This window comes from Alysiella crassa DSM 2578 (assembly GCF_000745955.1).
Taxonomy (GTDB): domain Bacteria; phylum Pseudomonadota; class Gammaproteobacteria; order Burkholderiales; family Neisseriaceae; genus Simonsiella; species Simonsiella crassa.
In genome coordinates this window covers 1-3,453 of the sequence record NZ_JQKH01000131.1, presented here as the reverse complement: position 1 = coordinate 3,453, position 3,453 = coordinate 1, and the positions used below count along the sequence as shown (strand labels likewise).

Sequence of the window (3,453 nt, the reverse complement as noted above, 5' to 3'; positions counted from 1 at the left end):
ATCGTGGTGCATTGAAAGTTTTACCCTCTCCCTAACCCTCTCCCACAGGAGAGGGAACAGATGAGTGGTAGACAAAAATTTGTAGGGTAATGAAATCGTGTACTAAAAAGCAGTCTGAAACGGGGAAAAACCATTAAAACAAATGGTTATAGTCGCAGAACTGAAAAAGCAGTACGGCGTTGCCAACGCCCTTATGTACTATTCGTACACGGTGGGCGTTGTCGCCTTGTACTGCATTTTCATTTCTACGACTATAATTTCTTTCTTATCCCGAAATCGCGTTCAATAAATCACATCAAAAAAGGCAGCCTGAAAACTTTTCAGGCTGCCTAAATTATCATATCAAATCAATTATCCGCCGCGTGCCAAGGCTTATTTGCGCCCGCATGGAACGATGGCTTTTCGCCGCCCCACAAGGCTTCAATATCATAAAAATCACGCACGGCTGGCAACATCACATGCACCACCAAATCATCTGCGTCCACCAAAGCCCATTCGCCGCTGTCTTGACCTTCGCTGCTCAAAATGGTGAAACCTGCTTCTTTCAAATCCACCGACACATTGTTTGCCAAGGCTTTCACTTGGCGCGTACTGTCGCCACTGGCAATAATCATGCGTGAAAACAAAGAGGTTTTGCCCACCGTGTCCAATACGATGATGTCTTTGGCTTTCACATCTTCCAATGCGTTTACGGCGATGTCCACCATTTTTTGCAGTTCTTGCAATTCTTGTTCGTTTAACATTTGGGTCTTTCACAAAATTTAATTGGCGGATTATACATGGATTTTTGCGTTCAGGCTGCCTGAAAACTGCTTAAACGCATAAAATTAATCTGGCAAATCTTCAGCCGCTTCAATTTTCGGTAAAGCCTGGTGCGCATGAACAAGTACCATACCCAACGCCACCGAATCGCGGCAAGCAAACACCGCCACACGGTCGCCGCGATTTTTCGCACGCAGCAACACATAGGTAACATTGTCTGCCGAAATAATAATTTGATGATAATTCACTTCATCAAATGATTTTTCACGCAATTTTCGGAACGCGTTAACCATTTTTGCCGTGTTGGGCGCGAGAAATAAATCAGACGTGGCAGCGGCAATCAAAGGCTGCACGGCTTCTGCCCACGATTGTCTGGTTTCAAATGCCAATATATTGATTGCTGCTGATATTGACATACGCCACCGCCTGACATTCGGGAATAGTGTCTAATTGTTCGCGCAACACGCGGCTCAAAGCCAAATATTGCGGCAAATCTTCAGCCGCTTCAGGCGTGTTATCCAATAGATGATGGTTGGTCGCAGATGTGTTTGCGGTTTCGTCATGAGACGACCATGCTTCCAAACTATCTAATTCTAAATGAGTTTCGTGATGGTTTTCGTGATGAATAGGCGGCACATCATTGATTTCCACGCCAATCGTGTGTTCCACCGTATCGGTGGTAATGGGCTGTGGCGTGGGCAAATTACTGATATTGGCAGATGAAATGGGGGCAGTTTGGGACGATTCATTTCCTGTGTCTGCGCCAGTAAACAGGCTTTTAAACATTTTGCGAATAGGCAATTTGTGTTGTACAAGTGTTTTCATTATTTATCCTTCAATGGGTTTTGCCATTATATAATAATTATATAATAAAAGGCAGCCTGAAAATATGCTTTCAGGCTGCCTTTTTACATTTGTAAAACACACCACTATTTTAATTGGCATGGATGACTGTGAAACAAAATTTTGCTTTCAGACTGCCTACTGCTATTCAAATCAAACCATCAAGGCAGCCTGAAAACAATCATCTCATTACCAATAGCCCAACATCTTCCACCATACCACGCCTACGGTGGCAAACACCAAAATCTCCACAATACTCATCACCAAACCCGCCGTCCACCATTCTCCCATCGTAGTGTAGCCCGAACCATAAATCACAGGCGATGAACCCGAAGCATAATGCGTGAGCGACATCATAATGCCCGAAGCCGCCGCCAACACCAGCGCAAACAACATCGGCGGCGCACCCAATGCCAAACCCGCCACGTAAAACGCCCCCAACATCGCCGTAACGTGCGCTGTACCACTGGCAAACATATAATGTGAATAAATATACGCCAAAGTCAGCAAAACACAACCCCACACCCAATTTAAACCCATACTGGCAATTCCACTGCCTAACACGTCTGACACCCAGCCAATCAAACCCAATTTATTCAAAAAGTTTGCCATCATCATCAAAGCCGCAAACCAAATGACTGTGTCCCACGCACCTTTTTCTTTCAACACATCGTCCCATGTCAAAACGCCCGTCAATAATAATAAAGACAAGCCCAATAAAGTGGTGGTGGTCGCATCCACTTTTGCCCAACTGCCGAGTAACCAAGCTGGAATACCTGCCCACAACAACAGCAATACGGCAAATACACCCAACATAATCCATTCGCCACGCGTCATTTTGCCCATTTCTTGCAATTTTTGTTTTGCCATATCGGGGGCATTGGGTGTGCTGGTGATTTCAGGTTTATACATATAAAACAAGATAATCGGCATGATAACCATACACACCAGCCCTGGTACCACCATCGCAAAAAACCACGTTGTCCACGTTAATTGTACTTCTGGGCGAGCTTCGGCAATCAGTTTCACCACCAAAGAATTGGGGGCGGTTGCCGTTACAAAAATCAGGCAGGAAATAATATTCGCGTGATAATTCACCAATGCCAAATATTTGCCGATGCGTTTTTCGGTGCCATTTTCAGGTTTACTGTCAAAGGCATCTGCCATCGCACGCATAATTGGGTGCACAATCGCGCCACCACGCGCCGTATTAGACGGCGTTACAGGCGCAACCAGCAAATCCGACAACGCCAAACTGTAACCCACCCCTATGGTTTTTTTACCAAATACGGATAAAAACAGATAGGCAAAACGCGTTCCCAAGCCCGTTTTCAGTAAGCCACGAGAAATCATAATCGCCGCGCCTATCATCCAAATCAAAGGGCTGTTGAGCGCACTCAAAGCGTCTTTGGCGGCTTGACCTGCGGTATCTTTGATTGTTTTGCCATCTGCGCCCACTTCAGGCACAGTTACTTGCAATAATGCCACCAGTGTTATTGCCAAAATTGCCATTGCGCCAATCGGCATAGCCTTGCCAATAATCCCCGCAATAATGCCCACAAACAACGCCAGCAAATGCCATGCGTTTTCTTGCACCCCATCGGGGGCAGGAATGAACCAGATAATCAGCGTGAGCGCAATGGCAATCGCTGCTGGAATTGGTTTAAAACCCATTTTGTTGTACCTTATTTTCAAAATATTTTTGTTGATTTGATTTCAGGCTGCCTAACAAGAATTTTTACAAACTCCTATATTTTCAGGCAGCCTTTCAGTACACGACAATTTTTTGAAATAACCACAAACCTGTCCCCTCCCCCGTCTCCAACGGGGAAGGGCTAGGGTGGGGGA

4 protein-coding genes are annotated in these 3,453 nt (G+C 45.5%); all 4 read right to left on the bottom strand.

Translation table 11 applies throughout. The features are described 5' to 3' along the window. Nucleotides 1-347 precede the first annotated feature (347 nt). The 4 genes from rsfS to Q338_RS12215 all read right to left on the bottom strand — a co-directional run bounded on the left by rsfS (nucleotide 348) and on the right by Q338_RS12215 (nucleotide 3,279). Complete coding sequence (gene rsfS, locus Q338_RS12225; RefSeq protein ID WP_034295906.1) at nucleotides 348-743, bottom strand: ribosome silencing factor; 396 nt, start codon at nucleotides 741-743, stop codon at nucleotides 348-350. Between the two features lie 84 nt (nucleotides 744-827). Continuing rightward, complete coding sequence (locus tag Q338_RS12220) at nucleotides 828-1,151, bottom strand: hypothetical protein (protein ID WP_051968649.1); 324 nt, start codon at nucleotides 1,149-1,151, stop codon at nucleotides 828-830. Continuing rightward, nucleotides 1,141-1,587, bottom strand: a complete 447-nt coding sequence (locus tag Q338_RS13920; RefSeq protein WP_051968648.1) for a hypothetical protein — start codon at nucleotides 1,585-1,587, stop codon at nucleotides 1,141-1,143. The genes Q338_RS12220 and Q338_RS13920 overlap by 11 nt, the downstream gene beginning before the upstream one ends. Nucleotides 1,588-1,794: 207 nt before the next feature. Next, complete coding sequence (locus Q338_RS12215; RefSeq protein ID WP_034295903.1) at nucleotides 1,795-3,279, bottom strand: DASS family sodium-coupled anion symporter; 1,485 nt, start codon at nucleotides 3,277-3,279, stop codon at nucleotides 1,795-1,797. Nucleotides 3,280-3,453: the final 174 nt, after the last annotated feature.

What these genes read in the sequence shown, in the direction of transcription:
- rsfS (WP_034295906.1), bottom strand. Translation starts at nt 743, where the DNA reads ATGTTAAACGAACAAGAATTGCAAGAACTGCAAAAAATGGTGGACATC.
- Q338_RS13920 (WP_051968648.1), bottom strand. Translation starts at nt 1,587, where the DNA reads ATGAAAACACTTGTACAACACAAATTGCCTATTCGCAAAATGTTTAAA.
- Q338_RS12215 (WP_034295903.1), bottom strand. Translation starts at nt 3,279, where the DNA reads ATGGGTTTTAAACCAATTCCAGCAGCGATTGCCATTGCGCTCACGCTG.